Here is a 1,658-nt window from a genome sequence, read left to right as displayed (position 1 = left end):
ACCTACCGCGGCAACCGTGCGATGACCCGCTATGAAGCGGCCGCACTGCTGAACGCTTGCCTCGACCGGATCACTGAGGTGACCGATGAGCTGAAGCGCCTGATGAAGGAATTCGAGCGTGAGCTGGCTGTGCTGCGCGGCCGCGTGGACGGTCTCGAGGCCCGCGTTGGCGAACTGGAAGCAACCCAGTTCTCCACCACCACCAAGCTGCGTGGTCTGGCCACCTTCGTGGTTGGTGCTAACAGCTTCACCGGCACCAGCCCCGACGTTGAGGCCAACAAGGCTGCTTATGGTGCAACCACTTTCAACTACGACCTCCGTCTGATCCTTGACACCAGCTTCACTGGCAAGGACCTGCTGCGCACCGTTCTGCGTGCTGGCGACTTCGACGGCAGCGCCTACTTCAACGGTCTGACTGCCCTGGAGACTGCCTTCCAGTCCCCCGCGCAAGACAACATCGTCGCCATCAACCGCCTGTTCTACAACTTCCCGGTTGGTAAGGATTTCAGCGTCACCGCTGGTGCCAAAGTTCGTGTGGACGATGCCGGCATGCTCGGCATGTGGCCCAGTGTCTACCCCGCTGACACCGTCCTCGACTTCTTCACCTACGCCGGCGCTCCTGGTGCCTACGACCTCGATGGTCTCGGTGGCGGTTTTGGTGCTACCTACAGCAACGTTCTGGGCATGGAGGGTGTGACCCTCTCCAGCAACTACGTCTCCATCAACTCCAGCAACGGCAACCCTACTGAGGGTGGCTTGATGACCGACGGTGCCAGCTCCGTCAGCGTCACCCAGTTGGCCTACACCGGTGGCAAGGCGCCCCTCGTTGGCGGTAGCGCCTGGGCGATCGCAGCTGCTTACACCTACAGCCAGAACAACTCGCTGTTCATCGGCACTCCGCTGACCATGACCTATGGCGGCACGGGTTCCACCAACAGCTTTGGTCTGAGCGGCTACTGGGTTCCCGAGAACACCGGTTGGATTCCTTCTGTCAGCACCGGCTGGGGCACCAGCTCCTTCGAGTACGGCGCTGTCCGCACCGATACCTGGGCCAAGGCTCAGTCCTGGTACGTGGGTCTGCAGTGGCCTGACACCTTCGTGAAGGGCAACGATCTGGGCATGGCTGTTGGCCAGGCTCCGTTCGTGACCCGCACCGGCTACGGCCAATCTTCTCCGAAGACCCCCCTGGACTCCAACTACATGTGGGAGTGGTGGTACAAGTTCCAGGTGACCGACAACATCACGGTCACCCCAGCCCTGTACTACATCAACAACTACATGGGTCAGCTCGGCAAGGTCAGCACTTCCGGTGCTTACAACGCCACCAACAAGGTGTTCGGCGGCCTGCTGAAGACCACCTTCAAGTTCTGATTCAGAACGCTTAGCGGCCTCTCCTCACACACTTGGCCTCTTCAACCCCGGCTTCGGCCGGGGTTTTTTCATGGCAAAAAATCTCTGTGGAGGGCTGCGCATTGTCGGCCCCTCAGGCGTGCTTTTTGATCCAGAACGGATTGCCAGCTGGCACATGCCCTGTTTGCCGTGATCAGTTTCTTGATCATTTTGTGTCGGCGATCACATTTGTGGTCGTATTCCTCGTTTTGGTGTGAGGACCAATGAAACTGTTCCAGAAGCTTCTTCTGGCGCCTGCAGCTCTGGGC

At 59.7% G+C, this 1,658-nt stretch carries 1 protein-coding gene; it reads left to right on the top strand.

Annotation, left to right across the window (positions count from 1 at the left end):
- Window positions 1-1,371, top strand: a 1,371-nt coding sequence (locus tag ACXIQ9_RS12575) for an iron uptake porin (protein ID WP_459016855.1), incomplete at its 5' end; no start/stop codon positions are given.
- Window positions 1,372-1,658: the final 287 nt, after the last annotated feature.

It is taken from the genome of Synechococcus sp. LTW-G (genome assembly GCF_054459035.1).
Note: the sequence above shows the minus strand (reverse complement) of the source record. Positions and strands in the feature narration are given on the sequence as shown.